The 17,680-nt window shown below is 69.1% G+C and carries 9 protein-coding genes and 1 tRNA gene; 2 read left to right on the forward strand and 8 right to left on the reverse strand.

Features of this window, described 5'->3' with window-relative positions; genetic code table 11:
* Positions 1-10: 10 nt before the first annotated feature.
* The 4 genes from FVA74_RS09950 to FVA74_RS09965 form a co-directional block, all read right to left on the reverse strand.
* Positions 11-838: a carbon-nitrogen hydrolase family protein gene (locus FVA74_RS09950; RefSeq protein WP_147722045.1), complete on the reverse strand. Its 828-nt coding sequence runs from the start codon at positions 836-838 to the stop codon at positions 11-13.
* An 84-nt stretch (positions 839-922) separates the two neighbouring features.
* Positions 923-999: transfer RNA gene (locus tag FVA74_RS09955), tRNA-Met, on the reverse strand.
* A gap of 74 nt (positions 1,000-1,073) precedes the next feature.
* A complete protein-coding gene (locus tag FVA74_RS09960) occupies positions 1,074-3,968 on the reverse strand; it encodes a UPF0182 family protein (protein WP_240792204.1) in 2,895 nt (964 codons plus the stop codon).
* A gap of 88 nt (positions 3,969-4,056) precedes the next feature.
* Positions 4,057-5,157 carry a PDZ domain-containing protein gene (locus tag FVA74_RS09965; protein ID WP_240792205.1) on the reverse strand — a complete coding sequence of 367 codons (1,101 nt, stop codon included), beginning with the start codon at positions 5,155-5,157 and terminating at the stop codon, positions 4,057-4,059.
* A 103-nt stretch (positions 5,158-5,260) separates the two neighbouring features.
* Between FVA74_RS09965 and FVA74_RS09970 the strand changes: the two genes are divergently transcribed.
* The gene (locus FVA74_RS09970; protein WP_147722049.1) at positions 5,261-6,613 is read left to right on the forward strand and encodes a zinc-dependent metalloprotease; all 1,353 of its coding nucleotides are present in this window, start codon (positions 5,261-5,263) and stop codon (positions 6,611-6,613) included.
* Between the two features lie 793 nt (positions 6,614-7,406).
* Here the strand turns inward: FVA74_RS09970 and FVA74_RS09975 are convergent.
* Together FVA74_RS09975 and nudC are read right to left on the reverse strand one after the other, a co-directional pair.
* Positions 7,407-9,131: an ATP-dependent helicase gene (locus FVA74_RS09975; protein WP_147722051.1), complete on the reverse strand. Its 1,725-nt coding sequence runs from the start codon at positions 9,129-9,131 to the stop codon at positions 7,407-7,409.
* The gene (nudC, locus tag FVA74_RS09980; RefSeq protein WP_147722053.1) at positions 9,128-10,099 is read right to left on the reverse strand and encodes an NAD(+) diphosphatase; all 972 of its coding nucleotides are present in this window, start codon (positions 10,097-10,099) and stop codon (positions 9,128-9,130) included. The genes FVA74_RS09975 and nudC overlap by 4 nt, the downstream gene beginning before the upstream one ends.
* A 92-nt stretch (positions 10,100-10,191) precedes the next feature.
* Between nudC and FVA74_RS09985 the strand changes: the two genes are divergently transcribed.
* Positions 10,192-11,202: a phosphotransferase gene (locus FVA74_RS09985; protein ID WP_240792206.1), complete on the forward strand. Its 1,011-nt coding sequence runs from the start codon at positions 10,192-10,194 to the stop codon at positions 11,200-11,202.
* A gap of 29 nt (positions 11,203-11,231) precedes the next feature.
* Here the strand turns inward: FVA74_RS09985 and FVA74_RS09990 are convergent, their stop codons facing one another.
* Positions 11,232-14,522: an ATP-dependent DNA helicase gene (locus FVA74_RS09990; protein ID WP_240792207.1), complete on the reverse strand. Its 3,291-nt coding sequence runs from the start codon at positions 14,520-14,522 to the stop codon at positions 11,232-11,234.
* The gene (locus tag FVA74_RS09995; protein ID WP_147722055.1) at positions 14,515-17,634 is read right to left on the reverse strand and encodes an ATP-dependent DNA helicase; all 3,120 of its coding nucleotides are present in this window, start codon (positions 17,632-17,634) and stop codon (positions 14,515-14,517) included. The genes FVA74_RS09990 and FVA74_RS09995 overlap by 8 nt, the downstream gene beginning before the upstream one ends.
* Between the last annotated feature and the right edge of the window lie 46 nt (positions 17,635-17,680).

Consider the following 17,680-nt stretch of genomic DNA (forward strand, 5'->3'; position numbering starts at 1 on the left):
CGACGCAGGACTAGCGTTCGTGTACCCCGAATCTGCGCAGTTCGAGCGCCGGATTCACGCGTCGCACCTGCCTGATGCGATCGCGTGTCACCCATGTGAGGGCGATATCGCTCGTCTCCCCGATCGTCGCGACCTCAACACCCATGGGGTCGACGATCATGCTGTTGCCGACGCCGATGGGCGGAGCGTGGTCGGCCGCGGCGATGTAGATCGTGTTCTCGAGCGCCCGCGCGGTGATGAGGGTGCGCCAGTGGTGTTCCTTGAGTGGGCCGCGCACCCACTCGCTGGGGCACGCGACAAGCTCAGCACCGGCATCTGCGAGTCGGCGGGTGACCTCCGGAAAGCGCAGGTCGTAGCAGGTCTGCAACGCCACCGTGATGTCGCCGACGACGAAGGTCTCAGGGTCGCCGATGGGGCCGGGAGCCACCCACTCCGATTCTCGCTGCCCGAAGGCGTCATAGAGGTGGAGCTTGCGGTACGCCGCGACCCGCTGCCCGCCCGGGTCGACGGCGAGGGCAGTGTTGTAGACGCGCTCCCCTCCCATCGTCTCCTCGACCATGCCGGCGACGATGTGGACGCCCAGTACCTTGGCGAGGGCGGCGAGGGCGGTTCCAAATGGCCCGTCGAGCGGCTCAGCGGCCTCGACGACCTTCTCATCAAGGCTCGGCAGGAAGAACGACGAGTACTCGGGGAACACGATGAGCTGGGCCCCGCGGGCCGCAGCCGTCGCGGCCAGGTCGCGGATGGCGGCGAGGTTCTGCTCCTTGTCGTCGCCCGGAGCGAACTGCGCGACTGCAACAGCGACGGCCGCGTCTGAGGTGGCGGTGCGGAGGGTCATGTCGGCCACGCTACCCGACCTCGCGCCCTGCAACGCAAAAGGCCCGGAACCATTGGCTCCGGGCCTTCTCGCTCTGATGAGCCTTGGTTGCGGGGGCAGGATTTGAACCTACGACCTCTGGGTTATGAGCCCAGCGAGCTACCGAACTGCTCCACCCCGCGCTACAAGAATCAAGCCTAACACATGCCTCGAGGTGCCCCGAACGGGCCCGGGTTTCCCCGGGCCCGTCACTGGGTCACTGGGATGCCGTGAACAGGCGCTCGAGCGCGTCCTGCAGCTTCTCGTCGGCCTCGGCCGCCGCCACGAGGTCGTTCGCCGCGTAGGCTGCCTCACGCTCCTGCAGGGCCTCCTGCGCGTCAGCGAGTGCCGCTTCGAAGTCCGGCGTGCCCGGCTCGCTCGGCGTCGTCGGAGCACCCGGGTCAGCGGGCTCCGCCGGGTCGATCGGCTCGGTCGGGTCGAGGGGCGTCGATGGCACACCCTCGTCACCCGCGTTGGCACCGGAGTCGCCACCGAAGATCGCATCGAGCGCGGCATCCAGGCTGTCTTCGAAGGCAATCTCCTCACCGAAGGAGACAAGCACCTTCTGGAGGACCGGGAAGCTGGTCTCACCCGTGGACTGCACGTAGATCGGCTGCACGTAGAGCAGGCCCCCGCCAACAGGCAGGGTCAGCAGGTTGCCTCGGCGCACCGTCGTCGAGCCCTGGTTGAGGATGTTGAGGTCCCTCGACACGACCGGGTCGGCGTTGAAGTTGTTCTGCACCTGGCCCGGGCCGGGAACCGTGTCATCCTTCGGCAGCGTGAGCAGCGTGAACTCACCGTAGTTCTCACCCGCATCCGCGTTGACCGCAAGGTAGCCGGTCAAGACGTTTCGGGTTCCCTCACCCGAGGAGCGCGGGATGTAGGTGCTGTAGAGGCTGAAGGCAGGTTCTTCCATTCCGGGAAGCTGCATCGACAGGTAGTACGGCGGCTGGGCCTTCGCGGCCGCGGCGCTCGCGGTCGGCTCCGGCGGCGTCACCCACGCATCGTCACCCGAGTAGAACGAGTTCGCGTCGGTCACGTGGTAGGTGCCCAGGATGGCACGCTGCACCTTGAAGAGGTCGGCCGGGTAGCGCACGTGCGACAGCAGGTCCTCGCTCATTTCGCTGACCGGCTTGAGCGTGGCCGGGAAGATCTTCTGCCAGGTCGCGAGGACGGGGTCCTCTTCGTCCCACGCGTAGAGCGTGACCTCACCCGAGTAGGCGTCAACCGTCGCCTTGACCGAGTTACGGATGTAGTTGATCTGGTCGAGCGCGACGAGCGGCTCCTCCGTGTAGGTGTCGACGATCGCCTCGCTGAGCGCCTGCACGTCGGAGTAGGGGTACTCGGCGCTCGTCGTGTAGCCATCGACGATCCAGACGACCTTCTCGTCAACGACTGCCGGGTAGGCCTCGCTGTCGAGCGTCAGGTAGGGGGCAACCTTCTGCACCCGCTGGCGGGGGTCGCGGTCGTAGAGGATCTGCGATTCCTCGTTGACGGCATCCGACAGCACGATCTGCTCCGACTGGAACTTGATGGCGTAGACGAGCTGCTTGAAGATGTTGTCGAGCTTCGGCCCGCCGTCGCCCTGGTAGGTCGTCGTGGCGTTGCGGTCGCTGTTTTCGCCACCGGCCGGGTAGTCGAGCTCGATCTCGGGAGCGCCCTCTGGGGCACCGACGATCGAGTAGAGGGGCGATTCCTCACCGAAGTAAATGCGCGGCTCGTACTCACCGAGCACGCCCGTGCTCGGGATGCCCGACTGGATGAATTCAGGCATGCCGTCTGGCGTGCGCTGGTTGCCGGCCGCCGCGACGACGCCGAAACCGTGCGTGTAGACGAAGGTCTCGTTGTAGCGGCTGTTGCTGCCACCCGTGTTGGCCGCGTTGACCTCGCGCACCGCGATGACCGTGTCCTGCACCTCGCCGTCGACCTCGTAGCGGTCGACATCGAGGTGGTCGGCGAAGGAGTAGTACTGGCGGATCTGCTCGAGCTGGCGGAACGAGTCCGACACGAGCGCGGGGTCGAGGATTCGGATGCTCGCCGTCGTCTCCGCGTCGCCGCGGAGCTGGCCCGGCTCGGCATCCGTCGTCGCTGAGTACGGCGTTTCGACGACCTCGCTCACGCCGTAGGCGGCGCGGGTGGCCTCGATGTTGCGTTCCAGGTACTCAGCCTCCAGCGAACGCACGCTCGGCTCGACCTGGAAGCGCTGCACGATCCACGGGTAGACGCTGCCCACGAGGATCGAGACGACGATGAGGAGCGCGGTGCCGATGATCGGCAGACGCCAGCGCCCGATGACCGCCGTCACGATGAAGAGGATTGCGACGAAGGCTGCGACGCCCGCGATGATCGCCTTACCGGGGATCACGGCGTTGACGTCGGTGTAGGAGGCACCGTACAGCAGCCCGCTGCTCGTCTCGGAGAGCGTCGCGTACTGGTCGAGCCAGAACGAGACCGCCTGCAGCAGCAGGTAGACGGCGCCGGTGATTGCGAGCTGGATGCGCGCCGTCTTCGAGATGCGCACCTCGCGGCCGCTGACCCGGATCGCACCGTAGAGGTAGCTCGTCGCCAGTGCTGCCAGGGCGGAGATGATGACGACCGCCGACGCGAATGTCACGATTCCCTGGTAGAAGGGCAGCTCGAAGAGGTAGAAGGAGATGTCGAGGCCGAACTGCGGGTCGGTCTCGCCCGTGGGCGTGCGGTTGAGCCACATGAGCGCCTGCTCCCAGCGGGTCGCCGAAGCGATGCCCGCGAAGAAGCCGAAGACGATCGGGATGCCGAAGGTCGCGAGTCGACGCAGCGGCTCAATGACCTCCTGGTAGCGGTCGAGCTGCGCATTGAGCTTGGCGTACACGGGGCGCCGGCGGAAGGCGATCTCGATGCTGAGCCAGACGGGCAGCGCCATTCCGAAGAACCCGATGAGGAACATGACGGCGGATGCGAGCCACTGCGTGATGAGCACCGACTCGAAGCCGAGCTGCTGGAACCAGAGCCAGTCGGTGTAGAGCCCCGCGAAGATGAAGAAGAGGAGCACTACCGCGGCGATGATCACCGCCGTGATGACGAGTGTTCCTCGCCGTCGCGTCGCGGGGGTCTGTGAAGTTGCGGAAGTCAAGCGGTACTCCTGGCTCGGTGCTGCACTCGGTGCTCGGGCGGGGTACGGCCTATCTTAACCTGACAACCATGGTGGTCGCCGTGCGCCCTCATCCACAGGAGGGCAGCGACTCGGCGTCGCCCGCGCCGATCGCGTCGAGCGCGGAGACGGCATCCGAGAGTGTCTCCACCGCGATCACCCGCAGGTTCTCCGGCTCATGGCCGATCGTCTCGGCGCAGTTGCGCTCGGGCACGAACATCCACTCCGCGCCCGCGCGCGCAGCGCCGAACATCTTCTGGCGCACGCCGCCGATGGCTCCCACCCGACCGTCTGCCGTGATGGTTCCCGTGCCCGCGATGTGCTCGCCGCCCGTCTGCTCGCCCGGCGTCAACTTGTCGATGATGCCGAGGGCGAACATGAGGCCGGCGGATGGACCGCCGACGCTGTCAAGCGTGATCTCCACATCGACGGGGAGGTCGTAGTCGACCTGCACACCCACGCCGACGACGGGGATCGGTTCCTCGCCCTCCGACATGACGGGGGTGACCTCGACGTCGAACTGCTCGCCGTCGCGAAGCACGGTGACCGTAGCCGGGCTCTGCGTGCCATGGGCGGCGAAGGCCGATCTCAGGGTCGAGACATCCGAGTAGGCCGTCCCATCGACCGCGACGATGATGTCGCCCGGCTCGATCAGCCCCTCTGCGGGATAGCCCTCGGCGACGCTCGCGATCGTGAGGGTGCCCTCGACCTCGTAGCCGAGCTCGCGAAGGGCCGCCGCGACCGCCTCACGCTGCGAGTTCTCCATCTCGACGCGGTTGGCCTCCTCGGCCTCCTCGAAGCTCGTGTTCTCGGGGTAGACCGCATCGAGCGGCACGACCGAACGGCTGCGGTCGAACCACGCGCTGATGACGGAGAACCATCCCGTGGGCGTCGCACGACTGCCGACGACGCTGACCGTGAGCAGGTCGAGCGATCCGCTCGTCTCATAGGTCTGGGCGTCAATATCGATCAGTTCGGTCTCATCGCCGTCGATCTCGACCGTGCCAAGGGTGTCGTAGACGGGCCCCGGCTCCTGAATCACATACGGCGTCGGCACGAAGGAGAGCACGATGGCCGCGACAAGGGCGACGACGAGGAGCCACCACCCGAACCGTCCCCGCGGCGCACCGTTGCCGTGCTCCCGCTCAGCGGGCGAGGGGAAGAGCGACACCGTGGTCCTTTCGTGGTCTGTTCGCCACGGGCGCACAGGTGAGACAAGCGCCTCGGGGCAAAACACAGGGAGCCCGGGGCATGCAGCGGCTAGCGTAGTCGGCATGGCTGACGATTCCCAGCGCGACCCGGGCGACGAACTCCGCGACATGCTCAGGGAGCTGCTCTCCGGCAACGGGGAGATCGACCCGAGCCGTCTCGCAGGCGCCGCCGGCCTCCCCGACGACCCCGCCCTGATCGCCCAGATGATCAACCAGCTGCAGGGCGCACTGCGCCACAGTGGCGACGGCGTCAACTGGGATCTCGCGCTCGACCAGGCGAAGGCAATCTCGGCATCCACGAGCACATCCGTGACCCCCGCCGACCGCGAGGCGCTGCAGCAGGTGCTCGGCGTCGCCGCACTCTGGCTCGGTGAGGTCACGTCGATCGCGGAACTCACCGCGGCACCCCACATCCTCAGCCGCGAGGCGTGGGTCGAGTCGACCATGCCGGTCTGGATCCAGCTCGCCGAGCCCGTCGCAACGAGCATCGCGGATGCGCTCACCGAGGTGCTGCGCGAGCAGGCGCCCGAAGAACTCTCCGGCATGCTGGCCAACGCCGGCAAGCTCATGCGCAACGTGGGCGGCACCCTCTTCGCGATGCAACTCGGCCATGTCGTGGGGCAGCTCTCGACAGAGGTCGTCTCGGGTGGCGACATCGGCATCCCGCTGCTGGGCGGATCCGCCTCGTCGTCCGAACACCAGGCGGCGATCGTGGCGCAGAACGTGGCGGCATTCGGTGAGGGACTCGACATCGCGGCCGACCAGGTGCAGCTCTACCTCTCGGTGCGGGAGCTCGCGCACGCGCGCCTCTTCCGCCACGCCAAGTGGCTCCGACTCCAGCTCATGACCTCCATCACGGAGTACGCGCGGGGCATCCACATCGACACGGAGCCGCTGCAGGACCTCGCCGCCGACCTCGACCCCTCAAACCCCGAGCAACTGCGCGAGGCCCTCGCGAGCGGGGCCCTCATTCCGCCGAAGTCCGATGCCCAGGTCGCGGCACTCGCCAAGCTCGAGACCCTCCTCGCCCTCATCGAGGGCTGGGTCGACGTCGTCACCGCGCAGGCCACGACGCGCCTGCCATCGAGCGGCGCGATCGCCGAGATGGTGCGCCGTCGTCGTGCGGCGGGCGGCCCGGCCGAGTCGGCCTTCGCCACGCTCGTCGGCCTCGAGCTGCGACCGCGACGCCTGCGCGAAGCCGCCGCCATGTGGCAGCGGGTGACGGATGCGGTGGGTGCCGAGAAGCGCGACTCGCTGTGGTCACACCCCGACCTGTTGCCAACCTCGGACGACATCGACAACCCCGACGCCCTCGTCGCACGGCTCACCGATACGGAGCCCCAGCTCGACGACATCGACCGCGCGATCGAGGACCTGCTTGGAGACGACAGCGGCGACCGCCCGCGCGAAGACTGAGCCGCACACCCCTGTGGAAAACTCTGTCCACCCCTCCCGCGGTTGCCTCATCATCGCGATGTGCCCCTGAGACTCGACCCCCGACTCCCCCTCGTGTGGCGGTCCCCCGACAGCCTGCAAATCGGCGTCGATAGGGCCGTCGTCGTGCTCGATTCCGTCACGAATGCCGAGGAGCGGATGCTCGCGGCACTCGTCGGCGGCACGACGGACGCCGCGCTCGCCCTCCTCGCCGAGACCGCCGGCGCGACGCGCGATGACGCAGCGGCGCTGCTTCGACGGGTCGCCCCCGCCCTCGTGCCCGCCGCCGAGACGGGCGCCACGATGCGAGCGCGCGACGTCGTCGTGACGGGCGTCGGCCCCACTGCCGACCGCATCCGCTATGTGCTGGAGGAGCGCGGGATGCTGCTGCGGGATGCCAGCGAGCACGACCGGCCAGACCTCGCCATCATCGTGGCCCATTTCGTCGTTGACCCGACCGACCGGGCTCGCTGGCTGAGCCTCGACGTGCCGCACCTGCCCGTGCTGCTCGGAGACAGCTCGGCTCGCCTCGGCCCGCTCATCGAACCCGGCCAGAGCGCGTGCCTGCAATGCCTCGAACTGCACCGCCGTGACGAGGACGCCGCGTGGCCCGCCATGGCGGCGCAGCTGTGGGGGCGCGCGGCCGCGGTCGACACTCCCCTCTTCGCGGGAGAACTCGTAAGCCAGGTCATGAGGCTCGTGGAACGGCGGCTCGACACGGGAGCTTCACGCGGCGTGAACTCGGTGACCGTGGATGCCGCGAACGGGCTTCGGACTACGACCGCCTGGCAGATGCATCCGGAGTGCGGCTGCGCAGTTCCCCCAGGAAGCGACTCGCCCGGCGGTCGCCGGCCCTCTGCTGCCCCCGCGACCACGACAGGTGCAGGCGCTCCCGTGCTCGCGTGACACCCACATAGAGCAGGCGGCGCTCCTCCTCGATCGCCTCGTCATCCTTGGCGTAGCTGATCGGCAGCAGCCCCTCGCTGAGGCCGATGAGGTAGACACCTGCCCACTCGAGCCCCTTCGCCGCGTGGATCGTCGCCAGCGTGACGGCGCGCTGGGTCGGCTCGTTCTGGGTCGCGGCGCGATGGCTGAGCTCGTCGACGAAGGATCGCAGCGTGGCCCCCCTCCCCGCCTCCTCGGCGAGCGCCATGATCGTGTTGAGCGACTCCCAGCGGTCGCGCACAGCGCCCCTGCCCTCGGGCTCGTCCTGGGTCCAGCCGAGCGAGCGCAGGACGTCGCTGACGGTCTTGAAGAGCGGCTCCGGGGTGCCGCCGACCGCCGCACCCTTCAGCATCATGACCGCCTGCTTGACCTCCGGGAGTTCGAAGAAGCGGGTCGCGCCCGTTACCCGGGTGCTCACGCCGACGTCGGCGAGCGCGGTGTCGATCGCGAGCGCCTGCGAGTTCACCCGGTAGAGCACCGCGATGTCCTGCGGACGCGTGCCCGCGGCGATCTCGGCGGCGATGGCCCGGGCCGTCGCCCGCGCCTCCGCCATGTCGTTGTCGTAGGCAGTGACTGCGGGAGGCTCGGCCGCCGCAGCGACGCCCTTCGCGAGCGGCGCCGGATGCAACATCAGTGCCCCCGGCCGATCGCGCATGAGGCGGTTCGCGGTCTCGATGATGGGGGCGAGTGAACGGTAGTTGCGCTCGAGCCTCACGACCGTGGCATCCGGATAGTCGGACGGGAAGCGCAGCAGGAAGCGGGAGGATGCGCCAGCGAAGGAGTAGATCGTCTGGCTCGCGTCGCCCACGACGCACAGGTCGCGGCGGTCGCCGAGCCAGAGTTGCAGCAGGTAGTGCTGCAGGGGCGAGACGTCCTGGTACTCATCGACAACGAAGAAGCGGTACTGCTCACGTACCTGCTCGGCGACCCGAGGCTCCGACTCGACCATGCCTGCCGTCGCCAGGAGCACGTCTTCGAAGTCGAGCTGGCGCCGCTCATCCTTCAGGTCCTCGTAGGCCTTGTGCAGCGCGAGCATCTTCTCAAGGTCCAGCTGCTGCGGGAGGGTGCGCTCCGCCTCCGCGTACTCCGCGAGGCTCAGGCGCGAGACCTTGCGCCACTCGATCTCCGCAGCGAGGTCGCGCAGGGTCGCCGTGTCGAGTCGAAGCCGCAGGCGCTCTGCCGCCTGGCCGAGCATCCGGCCCTTGCTCTCGAGGATGCGCGGCATGGCACCGCCGATCACCTGGGGCCAGAAGTAGCCCAGCTGGGAGAGCGCGGCCGCGTGGAAGGTGCGGGCAGAGACGCCCCCCGCCCCGAGTCGAGCAAGGCGGGCGCGCAACTCTCCCGCCGCCTTGGCCGTGAAGGTGAGCGCCATGACACGGTTGGGTGCGTAGACACCGGATGCGACGCCATAGGCGATCCGGTGGGTGATGGCGGTCGTCTTTCCGGTGCCCGCGCCCGCGAGCATGCAGACGGGGCCGTGGGTTGCCTGGGCCGCCTCGCGCTGTTCCTCATCGAGGTGCGCGAGCAGGGCATCCGCGCTTGGTGGCTGGTTCATCTGGCCCTTCCGACCGCGGCGCCGTCGACGATCTCGCCGCCGTACCAGTGCTCGATGATGGCGCGGGCGATCGAGACGCGCCCTGGCAGGATGATGTCGTCGAGCGACGCAGCCAGCTCCTCGCGGCTGAACCATCGGAGTTCGAGAATCTCTTCGCCGTCCGGCGCCAGGCGGGATTCGCGCGTGGCATCGACCCGTGCCGTGAACCCGAGCATGAGCGAGGCGGGAAAGGGCCAGGGCTGCGAGCCCAGGTACTCGAGGTCAGTGACCCAGAGCCCGCTCTCCTCCAGCACCTCCCGCTCGACCGCGCCCTCGAGCGACTCACCCGGCTCGACGAAGCCAGCGAGAAGCGAGAAGCGATTCGCCTCCCACTGCGCGTTCGAGCCGAGCAGGATGCGGTCGGAATCATCCAGCACCGCCACGATGATCGACGGGTCGATGCGGGGATAGATGTCATGCTCGGGATCGACGCCGCGACGCACCCAGCCGGCCTGCACGACCTCAGTCGGCTGGCCGGTGCGCGGCGAGAAGCGGTGCGAGCTGTGCCAGTTGAACAGCGCGACCGCCTGCGTGAGCAGCTCGACGTCGAGCCGGGTCGCCGAGGCTCCGAGCGAACGGAGGTTCTGCCAGCTCGCGGTCGAGGGCGCGGGTGGCACCTGCTCGACGTGGGGCGGCACCGCGATCGCGAGCACGGCGGTGCCGGCAGGGAGGCTGCCTTGCGGCTGGATCGTGCGACCAAGGTAGACGAGGGCGTCGGCGCTCTCGATGAGCTCGGTGGGAATCTCGGATGCCGCGAGCAGCGCGAGCGAGCCGGATTTTACGAGGGCTGCACCGCGGCGGACGACGATGGCGCGAGTCGCGGGATCCGCAAGCAGTGCCGGGATCGCGTCAGGGCGCAGGCGGGTCGGCACGTCGCGATCGAGCCCGGAGCGCCAGACGGGGAGGCGCGCCGGCATCGGCTGTGGCATGCGGAACCAATCTCGTTGAATGGCGCGGTTGGGCATCCGCCTTTCGCGTGGCGTTCTGCCCGGGGCGGCCCGAATCGACCTAGCCTGTCTGTATGGCCAGATCGCATCTCACTTTAGCCGCCTTGGCCACCGCCGCCGTCGAAGGATTGGACGCGAGGGAGGTGGGCGGCTACGACGCGGGCGAGGAGAGCGACTTCGACTCTGCCGTCGTCACCGGCACCGACGGACGGCACTGGATCGTGCGCGTTCCGCGTTCCGAACGAGCCGAGCTCGAGCAGCAGGCCGACATCACGGCCCTGCGCGCCCTGAGCGTCGGAGTGCGCGGTCGCCTGCCCTTCGAGGTGACGCGCGTCGCGGGCCAGACCCCCGTCGGCACCACACGCGCGGTCGTGACGGAGTTCGTCTACGGCGACCGGGTGCGCCTCGACGCGATCCCCGCTGGCGAGGGCCTCGCGACGTCGATCGGCCGGGCCATCGCCGCGATCCACACCCTCCCCACCAGTTTCGTGGGCGACTCCGGGCTCCCCGTGCGCTCGCCCCAGGAGTGCCTGCGCTCGCTCGTCGGCGTGCTGGACCGGGCTGCCGCGACCAACCTCGTTCCCGTCGCCCTCCTGCGCCGGTGGGAACGTGCCACGGAGGATTCCGCGCTGTGGCAGTTCATGCCCACCGTCATCAATGGCGCCATGACTGCAGACTCGTTCCTGCGCTCGGGCAACGAGGTGTCTGGGGTCAACGGATGGCACGCGCTCTCCGTCGACGACCCGGCGCGCGATCTCGCCTGGCTGCTCGCCGCTCGCGACCCTGCCGTCGCGGAGTCGGCGCTCGATGCCTATCAGGTGGCGCGCGGCTCGAGCGATCGACAGATCGCGCAGCGCGCTCGCCTGTATTCGGAGCTCGAGCTGGCGAAGTGGCTATTACACGGCAGGCAGGAACGCAGCACCGCGATCATCGACGACGCGGTCGCATTGCTTCACGCGCTCATGGATCGTGTCGAGACCGACATGGACACCACGATCACGCACGAGACCATGCCGGTACTGGCCGTGGACGAGGTCGAAGCAATGCTCGACGAGCGGGAGCGACGCGGCGACTCCCAGTCGTAGTACGGCCTCGTGCCGTAGCGGGCGGGCGCTCAATCGCCCTCGCCTCGCTCCTGTGATTCCAGCCAGAGTCGCTCGAGTTCCGCCTTCTCGAAGATGCGTCGCGGGCTGATGATCGCGTCGTCGGCGACGTAGTAGAACACCGCGTCGATGCGGGATGCCTCGATGCCTTTCCATTCGGCGTAGGCCTGGCGGTAGAGCGCGAGCTGCAGTTGCCGGTCTTCGAGCTCCCCGTCGTCGCGGGGCGCCTTTCCGGTCTTCCAGTCGACGACCTCGTAGCGTGCCTGGCCATCGGCACTCGGCTCGGCCTCGTAGACCGCGTCGATCTTGCAGACGACGATGCGGCCCGCGAGGGGGAGGTGGATCTCCCGTTCGACCTCGAGGGGGATCACGCCCGCCCAGCGGGATGCTTCGAAGGTGCGTTTGAGCACCTCGAGCTGTGCCCCCTGAGTGACCTCGTCCGCGCCCTCCTCCATATCGAGTTCGCTCGGGAAGGCATCGATCTCCTCGAGCGCCCCGTGCACGCCGTAGCGGTGCTCGACCCATTCGTGGAATAGGGTGCCGAGTCGCGTGGCGCGGTAGGGGCGCTCGGGCATGGGACGCCGCAGTTCGGCTGCGGTCTCATCAGGAGCCGTGACGTAATCCTTGAATCGCGACGCTGGCACGCGCACGGGCGTTTCGCCCCGGGCATCCCGGCGCCCGCGGGCGCGCCGCTCCTCAAGCAGCAGCTCGAGGTCGACCTGCCACCTGCCCTCGTCGAGGATTGCGCCTGCGGCGCGCTGGACACGCGCGGAGCGTACGCGCTCAGCGGCGTCCTCGACGATCCGTCGGCGCCCTCCGAGGGGGTCCTCCGGCCAGGTGAAGACGAGGTGGTCCGTCGTACCGGGGTCGCTGTCGTTCTGCGGTACCTCTGGCGGCGGCGCCACGATGCCCGCTTCCGCGAGGGAGAGAAGGTATCGGCTGGGGCGCCGAGCCTTCGTCTGGCCAGACCAGAATGATCCGGTCAGCAGGAGCCGGTGCCGTGCGCGGGTGACGGCCACGTAGGCGAGGCGTCTCTCCTCACGTTCCTGGTGCTCGCCGACGGTGGATTTGAAGATCTTGATCGTCTCGACGAGCTCCTTGCGCGTCGTCGCCGCGCGCCACTCCAAGGCGGGGAGTTCGGCAGCATCGCCGCGGAACTCCCACGGAAGCCTGCCGAAGCCGAGCCACGCACCTGTGCCCTCGAGAGGAGTGGCCGGGAGTTCGCCCTCAACCATGCGGGGCACGACGATGATGTCGCGTTCGAGTCCCTTCGAGCCGTGGATGGTCATGAGCTGCACGACACCCGGCTCGGGTTCCTCGGGGCGGGGAGCCAGGTTGTCGCGCCATTCGGCCTCGCGCAACCACGCGAGGAAGCTGCGGAGGCTCGGTGCATCGTCGACGGCGAGATAGTTGGCCAGCGCGTCGTAGAAGGCGTCGAGTGGGGCCCGGCCGAGCACCCGGTCGGGATTGGATGCGACCTCGACATCGATCATGAGTTCCTGCTCGCACATCGTCACGAGGTCGAGGAGGTCCAGTGCGGCGCGGCTGCGCAGGCGTGCGAGCAGGGTTCCGGCCTCGCGCATCCGCTCGACGCCGACCTCGCTGAGGCCCGTGATGAGCGAATGGTCTGGCTTCGCCGTCGCAAGGAAGTCGAGCGCCTCGACGAGCGATGCACCCTCGTCGTCGGCGACGGAGTCCCTCAGCCGCTGCACGACGTCGTCGTCGAGCCTGCGCTGGGCGAAGTCGCGCCGGCTGAGCACGGATGCGATGCGTCGCAGCCCGTGGAGGTCGCGGGCGCCGATGCGCCAGCGAGGGCCGGCGAGCAGTCGCACGAGTTCTGACCCGGCGGATGGATCCGACAGCACGGTGAGCGCGCAGACGAGGTCGGCCACCTCGGGCTCCTCCATCAGTCCGCCGACGCCGAGCACATGGAAGGGAACGCCGTGCTGGCGAAGCGCCTCGACGAAGGCGCGCTGCGTGCGACGGGTGCGGAAGAGCATGGCGGCGGTCGCCTGTCGGAACGTGCCGCCCTCCATGACCGGTTCCCTGAGGCGCTGCGCGAGCCAGCGGGCGACGGTGTCGGCCTCGCCCGCGAGGTCTTCCTCGAAGGCGGATTCGACCGCGTGGTGGGAGGCGGCCGGTGAGGGCGCGAGTCGCTCGACCTGCACGCGCGTCGCGGCGGTGAGCGGATCGACAAGGACGTTCGCGGCATCCAGGATTCGCGTGCCGTTGCGCCAGCTCGTGCTGAGCGAGTACTGCTGGACTCCACCCTCCTGGCCGGCGAACTGCCGCGCATAGTCCTCGAGGTTCGCCGAACTCGCGCCGCGCCATCCGTAGATCGACTGGTGCGGGTCGCCGACCGCCATGACCGCGTGGTCGCCGAAGAGCTCGGCAAGCAGCCAGGTCTGCACGACGCTCGTGTCTTGGTATTCGTCGAGCAGCACGACCCGGTAACGGTCACGGAGTTCCTCGCGAATCCGGGGCACACCCCGCACAAGCTCGAGCGCGAGGGCAACCTGGTCTGAGTACTCGACGAAACCCCGGGCCGCCTTCGCAGCCTGGAACTGCTGCGCGAGCTCGATCAGCACTGGGAGTGCGCCGACGGCTCCGACCTGGTTCATGACATCACGGAACTCGCCTCGGCCGCCGAGCGGAAGCTCTTCGAGTGCCGCGAACTCCTTGGCCATAGCCGCGACGGCATCGGGCTCAGCGATGTTCTCGACGAGACCGTGGCTGACCTCGAGCACCGCCTTCGTGATGACATCGACGCCCTTGCCGAGCCTGCCGAGCCGTTCGTCGCTGCTCTGGGTCACGATCCTGCGCGCGAGCTGCCACGCGGATGCCTCGCCGAGCACGTCTCCGTCTGGTTCCCGCCCGAGCAGCAGGGCGTTGTCGCGATAGATCGTGTTCGCGAAGGAATTGTAGGTCGCGACGCTCGGGGAGTCGAAGGGATCGCGCTCACCCGGCACGAGACCCTGCCTGTCGAGTTCGTCGAGGCGCTGGCGGATGCGCTCCCCGAGCTCTCCCGCTGCCTTGCGCGTGAACGTGAGGCCGAGGATCTGCCCGGGTGCGACGTGGCCGTTCGCGACGAGCCAGAGCACGCGTGCGGCCATGGTCTCGGTCTTGCCGCTGCCGGCTCCCGCGACGACGAGCGCCGGGCCGAGTGGCGATTCGATCACGGCGCGTTGCTGAGGCGTCGGCCGATGGTGGCCGAGCGTGTCGGCGATCGTGTCGGCGCTGATGGTCGCGACCGGCCGAGCAGCATCCTGGGCTTCGCGATCGCCGATGAGCAAGTCAGTCACTCGTCACCGCCCTCACTCGGTGCAGGCGTCGCGCGGCGGCACCCGGTCGGCGGTCATCGATCTCGCGGCTGCCCTGGAACGCGGCTGCCGCCATGCCGCGAGCGGCGATCGCGATGCGCTCGCGGAACTCCTGGAGGTGCTCCGGCGTGAGCGGTGCCTGCATTCCCTCACGGTAGGACTTGCCTCCGACACCCTCCTTCACGAAGAGGAGCTTCGCTCCCCCGGGCGCGTGCTCGCCGTGCGGGGCGAGCACCTCGTCGAGGAGTCCCTCCGCGTACGCGAGCTGGTAGGCGGCGAGCTGCGGATGCGCGTCAAGCACGCTCTGTTTCGTCTCGGGCCTGCCTGTCTTGAGGTCGACGATGACGACGCTTCCGTCGGGTGAGCGTTCGACCCGGTCGATCGAGCCGCGCACGCGGGCGCGGTCGACATCGAGCTCGAAGCGGCTCTCTGCGCCGATCAGTTCCTTGCGCTCTCGCGTGAAGTCACCGAGGTACTCGGCGACCCCCGCCGCGAGCGCTCGGGTGGCCGCGCGCTCCTTCTCTGCGAGCCACGGTGCCTCGAAGACAAGTTCGCTCCACCTCGACTCGATCGCCTGCCACACCCCTTCGACGCTCGTGTCTTCGCTCGTCTCCATTGCCCAGTGCACGATCGTGCCGATGCTCATGGCGGTGCTGGGAGCGGAGCCGGAGAGCGAGTCGATGAACCAGTCGAGTGGAGATTCCTCAAATGCGCTGAGACGCGAGGGCGAGACGGGAACCTGCTCGTCGTCATCGAAGACGGGCTCGGTCGTCGACGCCGCGAGAAGACCGTGCCAGTCTCCGGGGTCCGCGCCGGGGACCGACTCGTCGGCGAGGTGCGCGAGGGCCGCGGCGGCTGCGTCGCGCGAGGTGACAGAGCCGTCCCTGCGCGACAGCTCGTGCCGCAGGCGGCCCGTGAGCCCGCGGAGCGACAGCGGGATTGGCGAGGTGGCGTCGAGTCTCGCGGCGTCATCCGGCACGAGGGAGAAGAACACGCTCGGTGCCTCGTCGTCGTTCGCGACGGAACTCACGATGATCTCGCGACGGCAGCGGGACGCGGCGAGCGCGAACATGCGGAGTTCATCATCGCGCACGAGGCGGCGTTCATCGAGCGTCGCGGTGTCGCCGGCTGCCGCTCGCGCGAGGTCCTGGGCCCCGAGCAGCGTGCCACGGATGCGAAGGTTCGGCCACACGCCCTCCTGCACGCCCGCGAGGGCCACCGTGTCGAATTCAAGCCCCACGACTCCCGAGGGTGTGGTGACGAGCACTGCTTCACCCCGTGCCTGCGGTGAGAGCGTGTCTTCGGGAACGTCGGCGTCGAGCACGTCGTCGAGGAACACCCGCGCGGGCGCGCCGGGGTCCCGCTCGACGAAACGCTTGGCGGCCGAGAACAGAGCCACGATGCCGTCAAGGTTGCGGTGCGCCTCGTCGGCGACGATGCCGCTCCCCATCGCGTCGTCGTACCAGCGCCGGTGCAGGCCGCTGCGCTCCCAGGCGAGCCACAGCAGTTCCTCGATCGAGGCGTCGTCGTCGTGCGCCTGCCGCACGGCGGCCAGAGTCGCTGCCAAACGCTCGGCCCGGCGGGCCGAACGGTGATCGATCGTGGCGAACCGCCCCGGTCCCTCGAGTGCCTCCACGACCAGTGCATCCGCGCCGCGGTCGCCGCCGCCCGTGATCTCCTCCGCGCGCAGCGCGAGCCGGAGCCGACGAAGGTCGAGGCGGTCGAGCTGCCCGAACGGTCCGAGTAGCAGGTCTGCTGCGGCCGCCGCCGTGAGCGGCGTCCTTCCCATGCCGATGTCGACGACGCCCAGGAGACTTCGCGCCGCGCCATCATTGCGGAGCGGGCGCGCGGCGAGCGTCGTGCGCGTGGGTACCTCCGCGAGCGAAAGCGCCCGGGCAATCGCCGGCACCTGGGCACCACTGCGCACGATGACGGCCATGTCAGACCAGGCGACGCCGTGCATGAGGTGCCGCTCGCGCAACCTCCGCGCGATCGCGGAGCGCTCGCGCGATGGTGTGGGGGCCTCCACGAGCGCTATCGAACCCTCGTAGGGCTCGGCGGTCACGGCCCCGCGCTGGGCAGTGAGGCCAGCGGTGCCAATGTGGGCCGTGATGGACGACACGAAGCGGGTGAGGAGCGCACCCTGCCGATGCACCGTGCCGAGTTCGAGCAGCCGCGTCTCGACGCCCAGCACCTGGGAGAGCCGGCCGAGGGCATCCGCCTCGCCCCCTCGGAACGCGTTGGCGGCCGTGTCTGGATTGCCGAACGCGATGACCGCTGCGCCTCGCTCAGCGAGTGCGGCGAGCACGCTCAAGGTAGAACGGGTCGCCTCCTGCGCATCGTCGACGAGCACGAGGCGAAGGGGCGCCGCGATGTCGCCCGGCCGGCCGCGCCGCAGCTCGCTCACGGCGCGCTCAACGAGCTCCGTCGAGTCGAGCTGGTGAGGCCGCTGCAGGCCGAGCACGTCATGGTATTCGGCCATGAGCTCGCCGGCAGCGACCCACTCTGGGCGGTCTCGCTCGAGGCCAAGGGTTCTCAATTGGGCTGGCGAGACGCCGTGTTCCGTGCTCCTCATGAGCAGTTCGCGAAGCTCCGTGCGAAACCCACGAGTGCGACGGACGTCGGGGCTGAGCTGCTCCGGCCAGCGAGGGCCTCCGCCATCCTCGATATGGCCCTCAAGCAACCCGGCGAGGTCGGCATCCTGCTCACCACCGGTGATGAGTGTGGGTCGCGGCCTGCCATCGGCGCGCGCTGCCGCCCCCACGATGTCGAAGGCGAGGGAGTTCACGGTGCGGGCAAGCGGCCCCGTCGTGGGACGCGCGATGCGCAGCGCCAGCCGGTCGCGCAGGCGGGTCGCCGACACTCGGCTCGAGGTCAGCACGAGCACCTCGGCCGGGTCCCAGCCGAGGTCGAGGATGCGGTGGGCAGCCAGTTCGACCATGGCCGTGGTCTTGCCCGTGCCCGGTGCACCGACGACTGCGGCGGAGACGCCGGGCGGCAGCGCGAGGACGGCTCGCTGCGCGTCGTCCAGCGTCGGGACGTCGGGTGGGGTGGGCGCAGCGTCGTCGACCCCGTCGCGCACCTCATCTCGCATGCCTCAACGCTAGCGGCGGCCACCGACACGACGACCCCATTGCGCC

The sequence above is a fragment of the Salinibacterium sp. dk2585 genome (assembly GCF_008001035.1).
GTDB lineage: Bacteria > Actinomycetota > Actinomycetes > Actinomycetales > Microbacteriaceae > Homoserinimonas.

Excerpts from the sequence above, each read along its gene's own strand:
- FVA74_RS09950 (WP_147722045.1), bottom strand. The coding sequence starts at position 838 with ATGACCCTCCGCACCGCCACCTCAGACGCGGCCGTCGCTGTTGCAGTC.
- FVA74_RS09970 (WP_147722049.1), top strand. The coding sequence starts at position 5,261 with ATGGCTGACGATTCCCAGCGCGACCCGGGCGACGAACTCCGCGACATG.
- FVA74_RS09975 (WP_147722051.1), bottom strand. The coding sequence starts at position 9,131 with ATGAACCAGCCACCAAGCGCGGATGCCCTGCTCGCGCACCTCGATGAG.
- nudC (WP_147722053.1), bottom strand. The coding sequence starts at position 10,099 with ATGCCACAGCCGATGCCGGCGCGCCTCCCCGTCTGGCGCTCCGGGCTC.
- FVA74_RS09985 (WP_240792206.1), top strand. The coding sequence starts at position 10,192 with ATGGCCAGATCGCATCTCACTTTAGCCGCCTTGGCCACCGCCGCCGTC.
- FVA74_RS09995 (WP_147722055.1), bottom strand. The coding sequence starts at position 17,634 with ATGCGAGATGAGGTGCGCGACGGGGTCGACGACGCTGCGCCCACCCCA.